The following is a 19,491-nucleotide window of genomic DNA, read 5'->3' on the forward strand; positions in this document are numbered from 1 at the left end:
TACCTGACACGTGATGGGAATAATGAACACCCCAGAGCCTGCCCTGAAACACCCTGGCAAGGCAAGCCCCGGAATGTATTCCCTGTCGCCTAGAACAACTCTCCTTTCGCCGCTTTTTCCAGCAACAGCGCCGGCGGCGCAAAACGCTCGCCATATTGCTCGGCCAGATATTGCGCCCGCGCGACGAAGTCGTTCACACCGTACTGGTTGATGAACTGCAATGCCCCACCGGTCCATGCCGCGAAACCGATGCCGAAGATCGAACCGACGTTGGCATCCGCCGTCGAGGTGAGTACGCCCTCTTCCACGCAACGCACGGTTTCGATGGCTTGCACGAACAGCAACCGGTCACGCACGTCCTTTGGCGAGATTTGCCCGTCGGCTTTCTCGAAACGGTTCTTCAGCTCTGGCCACAGATGTTTCTGGCCGCCAGCCGGGTATTCGTAGAAACCGCCGCCTGCGGCCTTGCCCGGACGCTTGTATTCGTTGAGCAGCAAGTCAATCACGGCGAACGCCGGGTGCTCAATCAGCGGTTTCCCTTCCGTTTGTAGGTCCTTGGCAGTTTGTTTGCGGATATGGCTCATCAGGCTGAGGGAAACTTCGTCGGAGATCGCCAGAGGCCCGACCGGCATCCCGGCCTTGCGCGCCTCGGTTTCGATCATCGGCGCGCTCACGCCTTCGCCGAGCATGGCGATGCCTTCATTGGTGAAGGTGCCGAAGACCCGCGACGTAAAGAAACCACGACTGTCGTTGACCACAATCGGCGTCTTCTTGATTTGCAGGACGAAATCGAAGCCGCGTGCCAGGGTTTCATCGCTGGTCTGCGCGCCTTTGATGATTTCCACCAGCGGCATTTTCTCCACCGGGCTGAAAAAATGCAGGCCGATGAATTTGCTTTGATCGGGCACGGCAGTCGCCAGACCGGTGATCGGCAAGGTCGACGTGTTAGAGGCAATGACAGCATCAGCACCGACGACTTTCTGCGCCGCTGCCGAGACTTTGCCTTTCAGTTCGCGGTCTTCAAACACCGCTTCGATGATCAGATCACAACCGGCCAGATCGCCATCGTTTTCGCTGGTCTGGATCCGCGCCAGCACCGCATCCCGCTGCGCAGCATCCATCTGACCGCGAGCCACTTTCTTGTCCAGCAGCGCCGCCGAATGCGCTTTGCCCTTCTCTGCTGCGGCAAGATTGATGTCCTTGAGTACCACCTCGATACCGGCCGAGGCGCTGACGAAAGCGATCCCGGCACCCATCATTCCAGCGCCGAGCACACCGACCTTGCGTGTGATGAACGGCGTAAAACCTTGCGGACGCGAGCCACCGGCGTTGATCTCGTTGAGTTGAAACCAGAAGGTACCAATCAGGTTTTTCGAGATCTGCCCGGTAGTCAACTCGGTGAAGTAGCGGGTTTCGATCAGGTGCGCGGTGTCGAAATCCACCTGTGCGCCTTCGACGGCTGCGCAGAGAATTTTCTCTGGCGCAGGCAGCGTGCCTTGGGTTTTCGTGCGCAGGATCGACGGCGCAATCGCCAGCATCTGCGCGACTTTCGGGTTCGACGGTGTGCCGCCAGGAATCTGATAGCCCTTCACGTCCCAACGCTGCACCGCCGTCGGATTGGCAACGATCCAGGCGCGCGCCTTGGCCAGTAATTCATCGCGATTCGTCGCCAGCTCGTCGATCAAACCGGCCTGCAACGCCTGTGGCGGACGGACCTTTTTGCCTTCGAGCAGATACGGCAGCGCCTTCTCGATACCGAGCATGCGCACCATGCGCACTACCCCGCCGCCGCCCGGCAGCAAGCCCAAGGTGACTTCCGGCAGACCGAGTTGCACCGACGAATCGTCCAGCGCCACGCGGTGATGACAAGCGAGACAGATTTCCCAGCCACCGCCCAACGCCGCACCGTTAATGGCCGCGACCACCGGTTTGCCGAGGGTTTCCAGAGTGCGCAATTGCCCTTTAAGGGTCAGCACCATGTCGTAAAAAGCCTTGGCTTCGGGCTTGCCGATTTTTATCAGCTCATTGAGATCACCGCCCGCGAAGAAAGTCTTCTTCGCCGAAGTAATGATCACGCCGGCGATGCTGTCTTTTTCAGCGACAAGCCGGGCGACGCAGGCGGCCATCGCCTCGCGGTACACGGCGTTCATGGTGTTGGCGCTCTGGCCCGGCATGTCGATGGTCAGCACGACGATGGCGTCCTGGCCTTTTTCGTAACGAATGGCTTCGCTCATAACAAGGTTCCTTGAATTCGGGACTCAGAGGCGTTCGATGATGGTGGCAATGCCCATGCCGCCGCCAACGCACAGCGTCGCCAGGCCATAGCGCAGGCGCCGGATTTCCAGTTCATCGAGCAAGGTGCCGAGGATCGCGCACCCGGTCGCACCCAGCGGGTGGCCCATGGCGATCGAGCCGCCGTTGACGTTGACCTTGTCCGGGTCGACCGCCATGTCTTTGATGAATTTCAGCACCACTGAGGCGAACGCCTCGTTGACCTCGAACAGGTCGATGTCTTCCACCCGCAGGCCGGCCTTCGCCAGCGCTTTGCGGGTGGCCGGCGCGGGACCGGTGAGCATGATGGTCGGATCGGTACTGGTGACTGCCGTGGCGACAATGCGCGCCCGCGGTTGCAGGCCCAATGCCCGGCCCTTGGCTTCGGAACCGATCAACATCAGCGCAGCGCCGTCGACGATGCCGGAACTGTTGCCCGGGGTGTGCACATGGTTGATGCGCTCGACATGGCTGTAAACCCGCAACGCCGTCGCGTCGAAGCCCATCTGGCCGATCATTTCGAAACTCGGTTTCAGCTTGCCCAGACCTTCCAGCGTCGACTCGGCACGAATGAACTCATCGTGATCGAGCAGAATGATGCCGTTCTGATCCTGCACCGGCACCAGCGACTTGTTGAACGAGCCATCGGCACGCGCCCGCGCCGCTTTCTGCTGCGAGTGAAGCGCGTAGGCATCGACATCCTGACGGCTGAAGCCTTCGATTGTGGCGATCAGGTCCGCACCGACGCCTTGCGGGGTGAAGTGGCTGTGCAGGTTGGTCTGCGGATCCAGTGCCCAGGCGCCGCCATCGCTGCCCATCGGCACTCGTGACATCGACTCGACACCGCCAACCACCACGAGGTCTTCGAAGCCTGAGCGCACTTTCATCGCGCCGAGGTTCACCGCTTCCAGACCCGAGGCGCAGAAACGGTTGATTTGCACACCCGCGACGCTGACGTCCCAATCGGCCACTTGCACGGCGGTCTTGGCAATGTCCGAACCTTGATCGCCAATCGGCGTGACGCAGCCGAGCACCACGTCATCGACCTGGCTGGTGTCCAGCGAGGTGCGCTGTTGCAGCGCGGTCAACAGACCAGCGACCAGATTCACCGGTTTGACGCTGTGCAAGGCGCCATCGGCCTTGCCCTTGCCGCGGGGCGTGCGTAATGCATCGAAAATCAAAGCTTGGGTCATTACGTCCTCGAACCTGTGCGGTGAGTGATTTCTTGTGCCTCCACTCTTCGCCTGGACGGACACGGATTCAATGACCACAGCGCTCAATGGTGTTGACGCACACGCTCAGACGGACGGTCATCAGACGCTTGGTGAACCGGTTCAGGTCGGCGAGTTGTCTAGCAAGCGGGCGGCAAAGAAGCTGGCAATACGCCTCATGCCTTTTTTATCGCGAACTACGACGGCTCCATATGAAATGGATCTAAGCCAAGCGTGACGCGGGCCCTAAGGTAGAACATGTACGTCATGGTCGTCGGGTTTTGCCGAGGCAGGCGTTCTTTAACAGGAAGTGCAGCGCTTGCCGTCATGGATATGCAGGCAAGCATCAGGAAATAACAATAAAGGCGGTCAAGCCATGTTCAAACAACCGAAAGTTCGTCAAGCAGGGCTCATTCTTTTCGCCACGACGCTGTTGTTGATTTTGCCGAATCTGACCAAGGTCATTGGCTGAATCAAGCGGCAGGTGCTGTCTATCGCCACTGAATATGTGACTGGCCCGCTACCCGGGCCAGCGTGGCTGTGCCAATCTTTGCGCACTTCCACGACATGGACGGCGATCATTTGAAAGCGCTCATTGTATTCGGGGCCTTGCTGCTGAGCATGCCCCTGTCTGCCGCACAACTGGATTTGCAGTTGGGCGCAAAGAGTCGCACCTGGCAGACCGAGGAGCTGTTAAAGCATCCTCAGGTGCAAACCCTCACGATCAAGAACGACGTGTCCTACAAGAAGGACATGACTTATCGCGCCGTGCCATTGGCGGCGTTACTGGCTGGAATCAATCCCGAAGATCACCTGCAGGCCGTGGCGCTGGACGGTTTTGCCGCCGAATTGAGTGCTGCGCCGCTGCTCAACACTCAAGGCTCGAGGGCGTGGCTGGCCATTGAAGATCCGGCCAAGCCGTGGCCGCCGCTGTCGGAAGGCAAACACAGCGCCGGACCGTTTTATCTGGTGTGGACCGATCCCCAGATCGACAAGATCAGCCCGGAACAATGGCCATTCGAAGTCGCCAGCATCAAACGCATGGCGCCAGTGGCCGAGCGCTTCCCTGCCCTGCTGCCAGATCCGGCGTTGAAGGCTGATGACCCGGTGAATCTGGGGTTTGCGTTGTTTCAGAAAAATTGCTTGGCGTGTCATCGATTGAATGGCGCGGGAGATGCGCAATTCGGGCCGGATCTGAATATTCCGTATAACCCGACCGAGTATTTCGGCGCGGATTTCCTCAAGCGCTACATTCGTGATCCGCAAAGTTTGCGGCAGTGGCCACAGGCGAAGATGCCGGGGTTTTCTGCCGAGGTGTTGGCGGATGGGGATCTGGAGATGTTGGTGGGATATTTGAAACACATGGCCGGGCGCAAAGTTAAGCCCTGATCCTTGCATCGTTATCACTGACCTCATCGCTGGCAAGCCAGCTCCCACAGGGTAGCGCCGACTTCGAATCAGCGGTGATCCTGTGGGAGCTGGCTTGCCAGCGATTACGGCATCCCGAATCTTATTGCTGCTGCACGGAGATGATCGGCGCAGGTGTCGGCGAGACGAAGACCTTTGCATGCATCTGTTCGCACCCGCCGCCCCTGCGCATGCCGCGCACCGGGCAGGCGTCGAGATAGTCCAGACCCACCGCCAGTTTCAAATGTCGTTCCGGCCGGGCCAGTTCATTGGTCACGTCGAAGCTGTACCAGGCGTCATCCAGCCACGCTTCCGCCCAGGCATGGCTGGCCAGATGTTCGCAATCTTCGCTGTACAGATACCCCGACACATAACGCGATGGAATACCCAGACTGCGCGCGCAGGCCAGAAACGCGTGGGCGTGGTCCTGGCAAACCCCGGCACGCCCGGCAAACGCCTCGGCCGCGCTGGTGTCGACTTCGGTCGAGCCCGGCGTGTAGGTCATGTGCTGATTCAGACTGTGCATCAAATCGATCAGCGCAGTACGGTCACGCCGTTGCTTGCAGGATTTTGCCGCAAACGCGCGCAGGGCTTCGTCGGCCTCGGTCAGACGGGTGAAGCGCAGGAATGGCAGCGCCGACTGGCTCTCATGTTCGGCCTCGCGCAACTCGTCGATATCGACTTGCCCCCGGGCGCCGATGATGATCGCTTCGTGCGGCTCATCCATGGTCAGCACGTGCAGAATGTTGCCGAACGGATCGAGTTGCGCGCGCACCGGACGCGGCAGGTCGAGCTGCCAGCTCAGCACGTGCTGGCGCTCGCTGTCGTGAGGCGTCAGTCGCAGATACTGGATGCTCGCCCGCACCTGATCTTCGTAGTGATAGGTGGTCTCGTGGCTTATGGAAAGTCTCATGCAGCCTCCAGATATGAACTGTGAATGGCGTTGCCCAACTGGCGCACCAGCGGAATGAATTCGGTGAGCCAGGCGTGCAGGCCTTCTTCGAGGATTTCGTGAATGCCGGTGTAGCGCAGGCGCGCGTCCATTTCTGCCGCCAGTCGCTGTGCCGGCCGACCGTTGGCCCCAGGCAACTGCGCGAGAATCTGGTCGATTTCTTCGGTACAGGCGCGCAGCGAGCGCGGTACATCGGCGCGCAACAGCAGCAACTCGGCAACATGCCGGGCACCCGGCGCATCGCGATAGATTTCGGTGTAGGCCTCAAATGATGACAAGGCCCGCAGCAAGGCACTCCATTGATAGTAGGCATGAGCGGTGCCGTCACTGACCGCCTCGGCCTGATCGCCAGCCATCTCGTAACGGGCATCGAGCAGGCGCAAGGTGTTGTCGGCGCGCTCGATAAACGTGCCCAGACGAATAAAGCGAAACGCATCGTTGCGCATGATCGTGCCGTAAGAGGCACCACGGAACAGGTGTGAGCGCTCCTTGATCCATTCACAGAAACGGCTCATGCCATAGCGGCTCAAGCCCTGTTCGGCGATCCCGCGAATCTCCAGCCACGTGGCGTTGATGTTTTCCCACATGTCTGCGGTGATCCGGCCGCGCACCGCGTGTGCACTGGCCCGCGCCGCGCCGAGGCAGCTGTAGATGCTCGCCGGATTGGCCGCATCGAGAGCGAAGAAATGCAGCAGGCGTTCGGCGTGCAGTTCGCCGTGACGCTCGAGGTAATCGTCGAGGGTGCCGGTGATCAACAACGGCATGGCCAATTCGTGCAGACCATCGCCGCGACCGTCCTGCGGCATCAGCGACAGCGAATAACTGACGTCGAGCATCCGTGCGAGGTTTTCCGCCCGCTCCAGGTAACGCGACATCCAATACAGATCCGAGGCAGTTCTACTTAACATGGCAAGCTTCCTTCAATCCTCGACCACCCAGGTGTCCTTGGTTCCGCCGCCCTGTGAGGAATTCACCACCAGGGAGCCTTCGCGCAGGGCGACACGGGTCAAACCGCCGGGCACCACCCGGGTTTCGCGACCCGACAAGACAAACGGGCGCAAGTCGATGTGGCGCGGCGCAATGCCGTTTTCGACAAAGGTCGGACAGGTCGACAGCGACAGCGTCGGTTGCGCGATGTAGGCGTGCGGCTTGGCTTTGATCCGCTCGCGGAACGCATCGATTTCCGCCGTCGTTGCTGCTGGTCCGACGAGCATCCCGTAACCGCCGGAACCCTGGGTTTCCTTGACCACCAGATCCGGAAGATTGGCCAGCACATGGGAAAGTTCAGACGGATTGCGGCATTGCCAGGTCGGCACGTTCTTCAGGATCGGCTCTTCGTCGAGGTAAAAACGGATCATGTCGGTGACAAACGGATACACCGATTTATCGTCCGCCACGCCGGTACCAATGGCGTTAGCCAACACCACATTGCCGGAGCGGTAGGACGACAGCAGCCCCGGCACACCGAGCATCGAGTCCGGATTGAACGCCAGCGGATCGAGAAACGCGTCATCGAGACGGCGATAGATCACGTCCACCGCTTTCGGGCCGTCGGTGGTGCGCATGAAGACTTTGTCGTCACGCACGAACAGGTCCGCGCCCTCCACCAGTTCCACGCCCATCTCCCGCGCCAGAAAAGCGTGTTCGAAGAATGCACTGTTGAAACGTCCCGGCGTCAACACGACCACGCTCGGGTCATCGATGGGGCTGGAGCTTTTCAGCGTGTCGAGCAACAGGTTCGGATAATGGTCGATGGGCGCGATGCGCTGCGCGGCGAACAGCTCCGGGAACAGGCGCATCATCATCTTGCGGTCTTCGAGCATGTAGCTGACACCGCTCGGCGTACGCAGATTGTCTTCGAGCACGTAATAGGTGCCGTCACCATCGCGCACCAGATCGACGCCGGAAATATGCGAATAGATATCGCGGTGCAGATCCAGGCCTTGCATCGCCAACTGATACTGCTCGTTGGCCAGCACCTGTTCGGCGGGAATGATCCCGGCCTTGATGATGCGCTGCTCGTGATAAAGGTCGGCGAGGAACATGTTCAGCGCCTTGACCCGTTGGATGCAGCCGCGTTCGACGATTCGCCATTCACTGGCGGGAATGCTGCGCGGAATGGTGTCGAAAGGAATCAGGCGCTCGGTGCCCTGCTCGTCGCCGTAGAGCGTGAAGGTGATGCCGGCACGATGGAACAGCAAATCAGCCTCGCGCCGCCGTTGCGCCAGCAGCTCGTCAGGCGTGTCGGCCAGCCATCGGGCGAACTCCCGGTAATGCGGGCGGACCTGGCCGCCGGCATCGTACATCTCATCAAAATAGGTGCGGATCATGCCGTACTCCTTGTCACCCGGACATACAGGCCTTCGCAAGGCCCGTGCCATCGGCATAAACGCTTTGATTTCAATCGGTTGGATATTCACGCCGCAGGCGCCGCACCATTCCTGTGCGGCAAATGCCCCAACCTGATTGCCCCCGCTTCATTGCGACGCACTGCATCGCCTATCACCAGCATAGTCAGAGTTGATTTCACTGCTCGCCATCGGCTGCGGATAATCCGCGCATTCGCTGCAAAACTTCATCGGCCACCGCGCCACGAGGTACTCGGCTCAACTGCTCTGGACTGCCGTCGCAGCCCGCCCCGCTGTAACCCTGACCGGTTTCCTCTCCTTATCGGTCTTCCCTTTTAGCCACCCTCTCCGGTGGCTTTTTTTTGCCCTGGATTCTTGTTTCAGGGTTTTGCTACGCGGTTTCCGGACGCCGGAAACAACAACGGCCAACCCAAAGGTCAGCCGTTGCTCAACAGTTACTGCAAGAGATCAGTTCAAACGGTGGCGATTGCGCACCTCCTGCTTGACGCCCCAACCCTCGATGATGCCGCCCAGCGGTTCGACCACAGCAGAAAACCCCTGCTCGAAATCGCCGATGTCGTCATATGTCGCGTACATCACTTTGCTCAACTCCAGAGACCACGCGCCATCGTCGCGCACGCTGACCTGGGCATTGATGGATTCACCACGAAATTTGCCTGCTGCCCTGCGCGCCCGGTCCTCGTCCGGGAAAATGGCGTAGAACTCGATGGGATGGAATCGGGAAAAGTCGAAACCGCCTTCTTTCATGCGGCGCAGAACATTGCTGCTGATGTCTTCTTGATAGGCTGTGCTCATGAATCGTCCCCCTCGGATAGATGGATAGACTTTCCGTATTCCCGCCCCGGGCCTTTGGCCTAAGTACTACGGCAACGTGGTTGCGCGCGGGAAACAAGCATGTAGCTGACAAGACCAGACCTTAGCGATCCGTTCGCTGATCTCGCTTGCAGAGTAGCCCCAAGATAGAGCCGCTGCCAAGGCCTGGTGTTTCAAGTGACAGGAAGAATTTCAAATTGGCGTGATGCTGCGGATTTCGATGCTGTTCTGGGTTTTCAGGCTTTTCACGCCGGCATCGGGAGTTCGGCCGTCCAGATCGTTCAGGTCCAGTTCGGCGGCGACAGGCAGGAGCCGTTCCTTGATCAGTCGAGCAGCCTCATCGTCACTGGGGCATTCGGCACGCTCGAAGACCTCATCGACAATTTCACCATGGTCATCCACGAAAGTGACTTTCCACTTTTGCATCGGTGCCTCCTCGATCAAACCCGCAAATGGGCTTACACCTAAATCGACTGGTACGCCGAAAGTTGGTTCAAAAGGATTACAACGAGCGAAGATGAAAAAAACGACATCTTGGGTGCAGGCAGCAAAGTGGGGAGCGTGCTTTTGTGGTGAGGGGATTTATCCCCGTTCGGCTGCGCAGCAGTCGTGAAATCAGCCACCGCGGTGTATCAGGAGACCGCGGGAGCTGATTCTGGGGACGCTGCGCATTCCAACGTGGATAAATCCCCTCACCACAAGAGCTCCCTCACTGGGGAGCTCGCGGGGCAATCAGTCGTTACTTGGCTTGTTGACCGCTTGCAGCACGTACTGCGGCAGCGCGAACGCGCCGATGTGGATTTCCGGGTTGTAATAGCGAGTGACGATGCCGCTGCCAATGAAGCGCTGTTGCAGGACTTCACGGCTCAGTTTGCGGTAGGCCGGGTTGGTCGAACCCCAGGCAAACGTCATCGAACCGCCGATGTAGGTCGGTACGGCGGCCTGGTAGAAATGCCAGTCCGGGAACAGGCTGCGCAGGCGACCGGCAGTGGTTTTGACTTCGTCGATCTGCATGAACGGCGTGCCGTTCTGGGTCACGAGGATGCCGCCTTCGTTCAGGCAACGGTGGCAGGCCTGGTAGAAGTTTTCCGAGAACAGCACCTCGCCCGGGCCGATCGGGTCGGTGGAGTCGGAGATGATCACGTCGAATTTTTCCGTGGTGGTGGCGACGAAACGCATGCCGTCGTCGATCACCAGATTCAGACGCGGGTCGTCGTAGGCGCCCTTGGAGTGGTTCGGCAGGAATTCCTTGCACATGTCGACCACGGTGCCATCGATCTCGACCATGGTGATGTGCTCGACACTGCCGTGCTTGGCGACTTCACGCAGCATGCCGCCGTCACCACCGCCGATGATCAACACGCGCTTGGCGGAGCCATGGGCGAGGATCGGTACGTGGGTGAGCATTTCGTGGTAGATGAATTCGTCGGCTTCAGTGGTCTGGATCACGCCGTCCAGCGCCATCACACGGCCCATGCGCGGGTTCTGGAAAATCACCAGGTGCTGGTGTTCGGTGCGCACTTCGTGCAGCAGTTTTTCCATGCGAAAACGCTGGCCGTAGCCTTCGTAGAGGGTTTCCAGGTACTCGCTGGTCTTGGTGACGGTCATGGTGAAGTGCTCCGATGAATGCGCGGGCTTCGATCGTGAAGACGATTGCCCGGGAAAGGCGCGCATTCTACGTTGCCGAAGATGACAGGTCGAACCTCACGTCATCTGCCGACCACAATCCCTTGTAGGAGTGAGCCTGCTCGCGATAGCTATTCCACAGCCAATGAATCAGTGACTGAAAAAACGCTATCGCGAGCAGGCTCACTCCTACAGGGGGTAAATGCAGTGCTATCAGATCAGATCCGCACGTTGCCCCGCGGTCCGGCAATCGCCCAGATGATCAGGCCCAGCACCGGCAGGAGGATGATCAGCAGTACCCAGAGGATTTTCATCCCGGTCTCGGCGCCGCTCTTCAGCACGTTGATGATGGCCCAGATGTCGAGGGCAAGAATGATCAGGCCAATCAGACCGTTGAACGTGGAACCCATGGTGTCGCTCCAGAAATAGTGGCATGCACTTTTAGGATAGACGGTCGCGCGCAGGGTTCCCTTTTATTGCGCTCAGACGTGAACGGCGACCTTCAAGGCTTCCAGCGATGGCGCAGCGGCGATGCCGACTTCGGCGCACAACTCCAGCACCCGTGGCACGTCGTTGCCGTAGACCAGCACCATTTGCAGCTCATCGTCGAGCAACTGGCTGAAGTTCATCAGCGTGTAGCCGCCGTTTTCCTTGTTCAGGCTGCTCATCTGCACCTGGATGCGGTTGAGGGCCGTCAGGGCTTCGGTCTTGGCCAGTTGCTTGGACTTGAGGTTGAAGTCGACGGTCGGACCGAACGAGGCGACGATCTGCGCGAACAGATCGACATAGGTGTCAGCCTGGAACAGCACGGTTTCTGGCAGGCTGCCGACCACGACCCACTCGCCCAACGGGATCGGGAAGGTGTCGTCGTAGTTGATGTCCGGATTGGCTGTCAGAAAAGCATCGGCATCGGCGTAGGCTTGTGCGGCTTCATCGGCCACTTTCAGGATCTCGTCCTCGCCCATGCAGCCTGAGCTGATTTTGCTGATGAGTTCGACGAGTGCGGCTTTCATGAGGGCGGATCCTGTGGCGAAGGTGAATTTCGAGGGCGCAAAGGATAGCGCATTCTTCAGCACACCCGACACCTGTGGCGAGGGAGCTTGCTCCCGCTGGGCTGCGTAGCGGGCCTAAAAACTTGCCAGCGCTACGCACTGGAGCGGGAGCAAGCGCCCTCGCCACAGGGAATTACCAATCTCAGGCGAGGAGTTTTTCCAGTTGTGCCGTCGTGTCGACTGCGCCCATGGTCCGGGCCGCATCCAACGCGGTGACGCCATTGGCGTCCTTGGCTTTCGGGTCTGCGCCCTTGCTGATCAGGTATTCAACGATTGCCACGCGGTTGAACATCGCCGCCATCATCAGCGCGGTACGACCATCAAACGACGAACCTTCGATCTCGGCGCCCGCCTCGACCAGCGCCGTGACCACCGCCAGGTCGCCCTTGAACGCCGCACCGGCAATCGGGCTCTGGCCGTTGCCGTTGCGCATTTCCGGATCGGCCTTGTGTTTAAGCAGCACCTGGACCGCATCCACATGGCCGTAATAGCTGGCCAACATCAGCAAGGTGTCGCCCTTGCTGTTCTTCAGGTTCACTGGCAGCCCAGCCGTGACCAGGCGATCAAGCATCTCGGCATCACCGTCGCGCGCCTTGTTGAAAACCTGCTCGGTGAATTCGGCAGCTTCCTCAGGGGTCATCTGGCGGCTTTGGTCGGACATGGGGCAACTCCACTTTCGGTCTATCGGAAGCCGACAGTTTCCCGAGCAAGACGATAGCTGTCACCCCCTTTTTCTCAAGAACACTCATAGCCAGAATCAATAGCGATGCTTGCCTTGATCGATTTCCGCCAACAACTCATCCGTCACGCGCACGTAGGTGTGCGTACCGGGCAGCCACGCGTAGATCGGATCATCGCCCGTCTGGCCGGGGTCGAAGCCTTCGTTTTTCAGGCGCGTCTTCTGGTACTTGAAGGTGCCGGTGGTTTCCATTTTCACCTTGACCCGCAGGAACAACGGCACTGCATAGGCAGGCATGCGCTCACGGATAAACATCAGTAGCTCGGCAAAATCCAGCGTCGCGAGGGATTCCGCCGGTGTGATCGCCGCCATCCCTGCCCGACCATTGGTATTACGGATTTCCACGCCATAGGCCACCGCCTCGGAGATGTGTGGGTGTTGCAACAAGAGGTTTTCGACTTCAGTGGTCGAGACGTTTTCACCCTTCCAGCGGTAGGTGTCGCCGAGTCGATCAACAAATTGCGCGTGACCGAAACCGATGTTGCGCAGCAGATCGCCGGTGTTGAAAAAGCGATCACCCTTGGTAAACACGTCGTGCAACACGACTTTGGCGGTTTTCTGCGGATCGGTGTAGCCGTCCAGCGGCGCCTTCTCGTCGATCCGCGCCAGCAACAGGCCCTGTTCGCCCTTGCCAACCTTGCGCATAAAGCCGTCGTCGCTGCGCAGCGGCTCGCCACTGTCATGGTCGTAAGCCACCAACTCCCAGGCCATCAGCGAGAAACCAATGGTGTTGTCGAAATTGAGAATGTTGGTGAAGCCAATGTTGCCGTCGCTCGCCGCGTACAGCTCGCAGATATGGTCGACAGCGAAGCGCGTCTTGAACTCGGCCCAGGCACCAGGACGCAAACCGTTGCCAATCATCTTGCGCACGTCGTGACGGTTGTCATCGGCGCTGGCCGGTTGATCGACCAGATAACGACACAACTCGCCGACGTAACCGATGGTGGTCGCACGGTAGCGGCGCACGTCGCTCCAGAACTGGCTGGCGCTGAATTTACGGCGGATCGCGAAGCCTGAAGCGCCGTTGATCGCCGAGCCCCAGCACACGCAAAGACCGGTGGCGTGGTACAGCGGCAAAGTGCAATAAACGACGTCGTCGGGGCCCATGTTGAGCGCGATCATGCCGAAGCTGGCGGAACTGCGCATCCAGCGGCCGTGTTTGAACACGCCGGCTTTCGGCAGGCCCGTGGTGCCCGAGGTGTAAATGTAGAAACACGGGTCGTCGAAGAACACTTGCTGGCTGCTCGGCGGATTGTCGCTGGCGGCGTCGGCACTGGCGCTGATCAGATTGACGTAGCCTTCGGGCGCAATGCCCGGATGGCTGTAGGTGTCCTGATCGGCCACGAACCAGGTACGTTGCGCGGCAATCGATACTTGCTCGCGCACCGCCGCAAACGCGGAGATCAATTCTTCGCCGACGACAATCGCCACAGGTGCCACCAGATTCACACTGTGGATCAGTGTGTCGCGCGTCTGCGAGGTGTTGAGCAAGGCGCTGACCGCTCCGACCTTGGCCAGCGCCAGAATGGTCACCAGCAATTCCGGGCGATTCTCGATAAACACCGCCACCACATCGCCTTTGCCGATGCCCTGCCCGTTCAGATAATGCGCGATGCGGTTGGCCCATTGGTTGACCTGCGCATAGGTCAGCATCACATCGCCCTGCAATAACGCCGGGCCTTGTGGATTGCGCAGGGTCGCTTGTTCGAATGTCCAGCCAAGGCCACAGCTTTGGGTCGGATCCGTGACGTTGGCCACCTTCATGCCCTTGACCACCCGCGGGATGGCTTTGGCAATCATCGGCAGTTTGCGGAGCATCATGCCCCAGGTAATGGTGTCGCTTGGCGCGTGACTCATGGAAGCTCCCCGTTCGACCTTGACGTGTGGTCGGTTTTTTATTGTCGGGCTGAAACTGCCGACGCTTTTTGAGCGAGGGTCGAGTCCGAAAATACGTCAGCGCTTCTCAAGCTGTACACGCGGTTTTTGCAATGTTTTGTATCCGCTGATCAAGCGAGGGCTACAGCGATCCCCGGGTAGGCGATTGGTTCCGTTGAATCGACAACGATCCCGCAAAATGCAGGATGCACGATGGCCATTCATGCAGATTGCACGACACCCTGAATTTCGATATTTCTTAAACTATTGATTTATAACGACTTTATTATTTTCAAATGCTGGCACAATCGCTGCAACCTCCTCTGCATGCTTGCCATTCAAGTGCATACGGAGCTGAAAAACATGAGCCTGATCCAAGAAAAATTTACCTCCCTGTTCTCCAACTTCGAAGTCACCACTGCGCCACGTCCCGATGGCGGGATTCTGCTGACCCTGCGCAGCAGCGACGGCAAAGTGTTCAAGCGCGCCCTGACTTATCAGCAATTGCATGCTGGCGATCAACTGTCATGGGCGATCAGCGCGATCCGTCGTGACCTGGCCGAACAGGCCAGCGAGTTGCCGCAAATCGCAATGCTGCAAAGCCAGCAGCGGTTTGCCCTGCCGACGTATCACTCGTTGTAATTTTTAAAACGCTTTAAACAAAACAGGCCGTGGAGCATGCGATTCACGGCCTGTTTATATTTTGCGGCTAACACAAAACCCTGTGGGAGCGAGCCTGCTCGCGAATGCGGTGTGTCAGCCACTGACAAGGTTGGCTGATCGGACGCTTTCGCGAGCAGGTTCGCTCCCACATTAGATCGAGTGAGGCTAGAAGGCTTCCGGTTCGATTCCGGTGAAGCTGTCGACGGTGACATGTCCCGCCAGTTCCCCGCCCTCGCGCGCCAGACCGCAGGTTTGCAGGCCGGCCGATTGAGCGGCATCGAGTTCTTCGACGATGTCCGACAGGAACAGAATCTCCCCCGCTTCAACACCGATCGCCTGTTGAATATTCGTGTAGGACTGCGCCTCACGCTTGGGCCCCGACGTGGTGTCGAAGTAACCGCTGAACAACGGCGTCAGATCACCCGCCTCGGAGCAGCCGAAAATCAGCTTCTGCGCCTGGATCGAGCCGGACGAGTACACAAACAGTTGATAACCCGCGGCATGCCAGCGTCGCAGTGCTTCAACAGCATCCGGGTAAACATGCCCCTTCAACTGCCCGGCGTGATAACCCTGCGCCCAGACCATGCCCTGCAAGGCCTTGAGCGGCGTGGCTTTGCGATCTTCCTCGATCCAGCTCAAGAGAACTTCAACAACCCGTTCAACATCAGCCTGCGGTGCATTGCTGTCACGGCGCACGGCGTCGAGTTGCTCGGCAACATCGGCGCGTTCGGCATTCTGCCGGACGAAATCCGGCAGGTGTTTGGCCGCGTAGGGAAACAGCACGTCGAAGACAAAACTCACCGCGCTGGTGGTGCCTTCGATGTCGGTGACGATGGCTTTGATCGACATCGGCTCAGTCCTCCAGACGTGGGAAGCGACCGGCGATGTCTTCGCCAGTGAAGTTGGCAACCCAACCTTCCGGGTTGTTGAACAGTCGGATCGCCACGAAATGCGGATGCTCACCCATGTCGAACCAGTGCTTGGTGCCGGCGGGTACGGAGATCAGGTCGTTCTTTTCGCAGAGCACGGCGTAGACGTAATCGTCGATGTGCAGGGTAAACAGCCCACGGCCAGCGACGAAAAAGCGTACTTCGTCTTCGCCATGCCGGTGTTCCTCAAGGAACTTGGCGCGCAGTTCGGCTTTTTGCGGGTGGTCGCTGTTGAGGCTGATGACGTCGACGGTGATGTAGCCGCGTTCGGTCATCAGCTTGTCGATCTGCTCTTTATAAGCGCTGATCACTTCTTCCTGAGTGGCACCCGGCTGGATCTTCGCGGCGGCTTGCCAGCGGTCGAAACGCACGCCCTGCTCGGCCAGGGTCGAGGCGATGTCTTCGAAATGGGTCAGCACCTTGTTCGGAATGTCAGGGCTGGAAACGTGATAGACGGACAGGCTGCTCATTGGGGCAATTCCTCGGTATCGGCCTTGCCTTCCGGTTCTTGCAGACCGGTCGGGCACAGCATTTCATCAGGCAAATGGGCTACTTCTGGTGAAGTCAGCCTTGGCGGTTCATGACGCTGCGGGTTTTCAACTCGCATTCAAACAGAAATTCGAAAGCCTCGATCTGGCGCAGCGCGTCATTCATCTGCGCGCCCCAGGTGTAGAGGCCGTGGCCGCGAATCAGGTAACCGACACAATCAGGATGGGCGTCGAGCCAAGGCTGCACCTTGGCGGCGAGGCGCGCAATGTCCTGGTCGTTGTCGAAAATCGGCACACGCACCCGGGATTCGTGGGTCGAAATGCCGCTGAAGGCTTTTTGCAGTTCGTAGTCTTCGAACTCAATAAAATCTTCCGGGGTCAGGCGCGACAGCACCGTGGCGTTGACCGAATGGGTGTGCAGCACGGCGCCGATTTCCGTGCGCCAGCTGTAGAGCTGGGTGTGCAACAGGGTTTCGGCGGATGGTTTTTTGCCCGGCTCCAGGCTGTTGCCCGACAAGTCCGTGGCGAGCACATCATCCAGACCCAACTGGCCCTTGTGCTTGCCCGACACGGTCAGCAACGCTTCGCTGGCCGACAGGCGCGTCGAATAATTGCTGCTGGTGGCCGGCGACCAGCCGCGACCGTAGAGAAAACGCCCGGCGTCGACGATTTGCTGGGCGAGTTGTTCACGCGTAAGGCTCATGGCCTGTCCTCTTGCATACGTGTGGCAATGATAACGGCAGCAGCGAGCGCCGCGAGACTGGCAATACTAAAGGTCAATGTCGCGCCGAGGGCGTTCCAGCTGTAGCCGGAATACAACGCACCGAGCGCGCCGCCGGTGCCGGCCAAGGCTGCGTACAGCGCCTGGCCCTGACCTTGCTGGCGTGCACCAAAACTACGTTGCACGAAGGCGATGGCCGCGGCGTGAAAACTGCCGAAGGTCGCCGCGTGGAGAATCTGCGCGAACAACAGCACCCACAGGAACTCGGCGAACGAACCTAGCAGCAACCAGCGCAGGGCCGCCAGCAGAAAACTCGCCATCAGCACCCGGCGCAGGGAAAACCGCGCAAGAATCCGGCTCATTGCCATGAACATCAGCACTTCGGCGACGACACCCACGGCCCAGAGCATGCCGATCGTGCCGCGCGTGTAGCCGAGTCGTTCAAGGTGCAGGGTCAAAAAGGTGTAATACGGGCCGTGGCTCATCTGCATCAGCGCAACGCAGCCGTAAAACGCCAGCACGCCAGGGCTGCGCAGTTGTTTGAGAAAGCCCTCGCCGCTCGGCCGATTGCCTTGCGGCGGTTGCGCGTTCGGCACCCACAGACTGCTAAGGACAATGCCGGCCATGATCAGCACCAGCGCCGCCGGGTAGATATCGAGACTGAGCCATTCGAACAGACGACCGAGCACGACCACGGTGATGATGAATCCGATCGAACCCCACAGACGGATCTGGCTGTAACGAGAAGTCTGGCCCTGCAAATGCGCGAGGGTGATGACTTCGAACTGCGGCAGCACCGCGTGCCAGAAGAACGCGTGCAGCGCCATGACCATTGCTAGCCAGGCGTAGGTCTTGCTGACGAAAATCAGCGAGAAGGTCAGCAATGTACACACCGCACCGAAGCGCACGATGGCCAGGCGTTTGCCGGTGTAGTCGCCGAGCCAGCCCCAGATGTTCGGCGCCACGCAGCGCATCAGCATCGGAATGGCGACGAGTTCGCCGATGCGCGCGGGACTGAATCCGAGGTGATCGAAGTACAGCGCCAGAAACGGCGCTGTCGACCCGAGCAAGGCGAAATAGAACAAATAGAAACTGGACAGTCGCCAGTAAGGGAGCGCCGCCACGCCGGTTATGCCGCGACGGCTTTGAGGCCTGCCATTAAAGTTGACCCAGCACCGGCGTGCTCACGCGCACATCGGCGTTCTGGCCACGGTGACGCAGCAGATGATCCATCAGCACAATCGCCATCATCGCTTCGGCAATCGGCGTGGCGCGGATACCCACGCACGGATCGTGGCGGCCCTTGGTGATCACGTCGACCGGGTTGCCGTGGATGTCGATCGAACGGCCCGGGGTGGTGATGCTCGACGTCGGTTTCAACGCCAGGTGCGCAACGATTGGCTGACCGGACGAGATGCCGCCGAGGATGCCGCCGGCATTGTTGCTGAGGAAACCTTGCGGGGTCATTTCATCGCGATGCTCGGTGCCGCGCTGAGCAACGCAGGCGAAACCGGCGCCGATTTCCACGCCTTTGACGGCATTGATGCTCATCAGCGCATGGGCCAGTTCGGCATCGAGACGGTCGAAAATCGGCTCGCCAAGGCCCGGCATCACGCCTTCGGCAACTACGGTGATCTTCGCCCCGACCGAGTCTTGATCGCGGCGCAACTGGTCCATGTAGGCTTCCAGTTCCGGGACTTTGTCCGGATCCGGGCTGAAGAAGGCGTTTTCTTCGACCGAATCCCAGGTCTTGAACGGGATTTCGATCGGCCCGAGCTGGCTCATGTAGCCGCGAATGACGATGCCTTGAGTGGCCAGAAATTTCTTCGCAATCGCACCGGCCGCGACACGCATAGCAGTCTCACGCGCCGAACTACGGCCGCCGCCACGGTAGTCGCGCTCGCCGTATTTGTGGTGGTAGGTGTAGTCGGCATGCGCCGGACGGAACAGATCCTTGATTGCCGAGTAGTCCTTGGACTTCTGGTCGGTGTTGCGGATCAGCAGGCCGATCGAGCAACCGGTGGTGCGCCCTTCGAACACTCCAGAAAGGATTTCGACTTCGTCGGCTTCCTGGCGCTGGGTGGTATGACGGCTGGTGCCCGGCTTGCGGCGATCAAGGTCGCGCTGCAGGTCTTCGAGGGAAATCTCCAGGCCCGGCGGGCAGCCGTCGACAATGGCGACCAACGCCGGACCATGGCTTTCGCCAGCGGTGGTGACAGTGAACAACTTGCCGTAGGTATTGCCGGACATGCAGGACGCTCCGTGAAATCAAACCCAAATTCGTGATGCGCGCCAGTATACGCAGGCTAACCGAGTAGTTCATCCTCGAACCTTAGTGGTACTGGTGAGTCCAACCGGCACCTTGGCGAATGATG

General features: G+C 59.4%; 19 protein-coding genes. 2 read left to right on the forward strand and 17 right to left on the reverse strand.

Annotation, left to right across the window (positions count from 1 at the left end):
* Nucleotides 1-89 precede the first annotated feature (89 nt).
* Both ACIOWE_RS15830 and ACIOWE_RS15835 read right to left on the reverse strand, forming a co-directional pair.
* Nucleotides 90-2,234 carry a 3-hydroxyacyl-CoA dehydrogenase NAD-binding domain-containing protein gene (locus ACIOWE_RS15830; protein WP_401393042.1) on the reverse strand — a complete coding sequence of 715 codons (2,145 nt, stop codon included), beginning with the start codon at nucleotides 2,232-2,234 and terminating at the stop codon, nucleotides 90-92.
* A 24-nt stretch (nucleotides 2,235-2,258) separates the two neighbouring features.
* Complete coding sequence (locus ACIOWE_RS15835; protein WP_401393045.1) at nucleotides 2,259-3,464, reverse strand: acetyl-CoA C-acetyltransferase; 1,206 nt, start codon at nucleotides 3,462-3,464, stop codon at nucleotides 2,259-2,261.
* A gap of 585 nt (nucleotides 3,465-4,049) precedes the next feature.
* On the opposite strand from ACIOWE_RS15835, the gene ACIOWE_RS15840 reads away from it, so the two are divergent.
* Entirely contained in the window at nucleotides 4,050-4,871 is an 822-nt protein-coding gene (locus ACIOWE_RS15840; protein ID WP_401393125.1) for a c-type cytochrome, read from the forward strand.
* A gap of 121 nt (nucleotides 4,872-4,992) precedes the next feature.
* On the opposite strand, the gene ACIOWE_RS15845 is transcribed toward ACIOWE_RS15840, so the two are convergent.
* From ACIOWE_RS15845 to ACIOWE_RS15890, 10 genes are all read right to left on the reverse strand, one after another.
* Nucleotides 4,993-5,802 carry a transglutaminase domain-containing protein gene (locus ACIOWE_RS15845; protein ID WP_401393047.1) on the reverse strand — a complete coding sequence of 270 codons (810 nt, stop codon included), beginning with the start codon at nucleotides 5,800-5,802 and terminating at the stop codon, nucleotides 4,993-4,995.
* Nucleotides 5,799-6,749, reverse strand: coding sequence for an alpha-E domain-containing protein (locus ACIOWE_RS15850; protein ID WP_201239400.1), 951 nt, complete (start codon nucleotides 6,747-6,749; stop codon nucleotides 5,799-5,801). Before ACIOWE_RS15850 ends, ACIOWE_RS15845 begins: the two co-directional genes overlap by 4 nt.
* 12 nt (nucleotides 6,750-6,761) lie before the next feature.
* Entirely contained in the window at nucleotides 6,762-8,171 is a 1,410-nt protein-coding gene (locus tag ACIOWE_RS15855; RefSeq protein ID WP_103303811.1) for a circularly permuted type 2 ATP-grasp protein, read from the reverse strand.
* Nucleotides 8,172-8,657: 486 nt separating this feature from the next.
* On the reverse strand, nucleotides 8,658-9,005 hold the full coding sequence (locus ACIOWE_RS15860; protein WP_401393050.1) for a ribonuclease E inhibitor RraB: 348 nt from the start codon (nucleotides 9,003-9,005) through the stop codon (nucleotides 8,658-8,660).
* A 210-nt stretch (nucleotides 9,006-9,215) separates the two neighbouring features.
* The gene (locus tag ACIOWE_RS15865) at nucleotides 9,216-9,449 is read right to left on the reverse strand and encodes a hypothetical protein (protein ID WP_401393053.1); all 234 of its coding nucleotides are present in this window, start codon (nucleotides 9,447-9,449) and stop codon (nucleotides 9,216-9,218) included.
* A gap of 306 nt (nucleotides 9,450-9,755) precedes the next feature.
* Nucleotides 9,756-10,631 carry a polyamine aminopropyltransferase gene (speE, locus tag ACIOWE_RS15870; RefSeq protein WP_401393055.1) on the reverse strand — a complete coding sequence of 292 codons (876 nt, stop codon included), beginning with the start codon at nucleotides 10,629-10,631 and terminating at the stop codon, nucleotides 9,756-9,758.
* A 236-nt stretch (nucleotides 10,632-10,867) separates the two neighbouring features.
* On the reverse strand, nucleotides 10,868-11,059 hold the full coding sequence (locus tag ACIOWE_RS15875) for a PLDc N-terminal domain-containing protein (RefSeq protein ID WP_003223221.1): 192 nt from the start codon (nucleotides 11,057-11,059) through the stop codon (nucleotides 10,868-10,870).
* A 72-nt stretch (nucleotides 11,060-11,131) separates the two neighbouring features.
* Nucleotides 11,132-11,662, reverse strand: a complete 531-nt coding sequence (locus tag ACIOWE_RS15880; RefSeq protein WP_401393058.1) for a hypothetical protein — start codon at nucleotides 11,660-11,662, stop codon at nucleotides 11,132-11,134.
* Between the two features lie 181 nt (nucleotides 11,663-11,843).
* A complete protein-coding gene (locus ACIOWE_RS15885) occupies nucleotides 11,844-12,362 on the reverse strand; it encodes an ankyrin repeat domain-containing protein (RefSeq protein WP_401393061.1) in 519 nt (172 codons plus the stop codon).
* 96 nt (nucleotides 12,363-12,458) lie between these two features.
* Entirely contained in the window at nucleotides 12,459-14,297 is a 1,839-nt protein-coding gene (locus ACIOWE_RS15890; protein ID WP_401393065.1) for a long-chain-acyl-CoA synthetase, read from the reverse strand.
* A gap of 381 nt (nucleotides 14,298-14,678) precedes the next feature.
* Here ACIOWE_RS15890 and ACIOWE_RS15895 point away from each other — a divergent pair, with 381 nt between their 5' ends.
* Entirely contained in the window at nucleotides 14,679-14,957 is a 279-nt protein-coding gene (locus ACIOWE_RS15895; protein WP_129391315.1) for a DUF3509 domain-containing protein, read from the forward strand.
* 186 nt (nucleotides 14,958-15,143) lie between these two features.
* On the opposite strand, the gene mtnC is transcribed toward ACIOWE_RS15895, so the two are convergent.
* The 5 genes from mtnC to aroC form a co-directional block, all read right to left on the reverse strand.
* Nucleotides 15,144-15,827, reverse strand: a complete 684-nt coding sequence (mtnC, locus tag ACIOWE_RS15900) for an acireductone synthase (protein ID WP_401393068.1) — start codon at nucleotides 15,825-15,827, stop codon at nucleotides 15,144-15,146.
* Nucleotides 15,828-15,831: 4 nt separating this feature from the next.
* Complete coding sequence (locus tag ACIOWE_RS15905; RefSeq protein ID WP_007914042.1) at nucleotides 15,832-16,377, reverse strand: acireductone dioxygenase; 546 nt, start codon at nucleotides 16,375-16,377, stop codon at nucleotides 15,832-15,834.
* Nucleotides 16,378-16,471: 94 nt separating this feature from the next.
* Nucleotides 16,472-17,098: a methylthioribulose 1-phosphate dehydratase gene (locus ACIOWE_RS15910; RefSeq protein ID WP_201239393.1), complete on the reverse strand. Its 627-nt coding sequence runs from the start codon at nucleotides 17,096-17,098 to the stop codon at nucleotides 16,472-16,474.
* Nucleotides 17,095-18,240, reverse strand: a complete 1,146-nt coding sequence (locus tag ACIOWE_RS15915) for an MFS transporter (RefSeq protein ID WP_201239392.1) — start codon at nucleotides 18,238-18,240, stop codon at nucleotides 17,095-17,097. The genes ACIOWE_RS15910 and ACIOWE_RS15915 overlap by 4 nt, the downstream gene beginning before the upstream one ends.
* Nucleotides 18,241-18,274: 34 nt before the next feature.
* Entirely contained in the window at nucleotides 18,275-19,366 is a 1,092-nt protein-coding gene (gene aroC, locus ACIOWE_RS15920; protein ID WP_401393073.1) for a chorismate synthase, read from the reverse strand.
* Between the last annotated feature and the right edge of the window lie 125 nt (nucleotides 19,367-19,491).

Origin of the sequence: Pseudomonas sp. NPDC087598, from assembly GCF_044743525.1 — a bacterium.
Lineage (GTDB): Bacteria > Pseudomonadota > Gammaproteobacteria > Pseudomonadales > Pseudomonadaceae > Aquipseudomonas.